General features: G+C 65.1%; 1 protein-coding gene. It reads left to right on the top strand.

Going from position 1 to position 255, the window contains the following annotated elements; translation table 11 throughout:
- Positions 1–59: 59 nt before the first annotated feature.
- Positions 60–255: hypothetical protein (locus tag AB3X95_RS39040; RefSeq protein WP_368624014.1), on the top strand; the 196-nt coding region annotated here is incomplete at its 3' end.

The following is a 255-nucleotide window of genomic DNA, read 5'->3' on the forward strand; positions in this document are numbered from 1 at the left end:
AGTTGTCAGAAGGCACGGTGGGTCTGGTCCAGCAGGACGCAACCAGTCGTGACATCTCGGTGGCAAAAGATGCTGACGGTTCGGTGATCAACGTGGCAGGCACCGCGGGCAACCGTACGGTGACCGGTGTGGCTGCGGGCGCAGTGCGGGCATCGAGCGTGGATGCGGTCAACGGTGGCCAGTTGTACGGCACGGCGTCGAGCACGGCCCGGGCGCTGGGTGGTGGTTCGATCGTGCTTGCGGATGGCTCGATCA

The organism is Paraburkholderia sp. BR13444, assembly GCF_040948755.1.
Taxonomy (GTDB): domain Bacteria; phylum Pseudomonadota; class Gammaproteobacteria; order Burkholderiales; family Burkholderiaceae; genus Paraburkholderia; species Paraburkholderia youngii.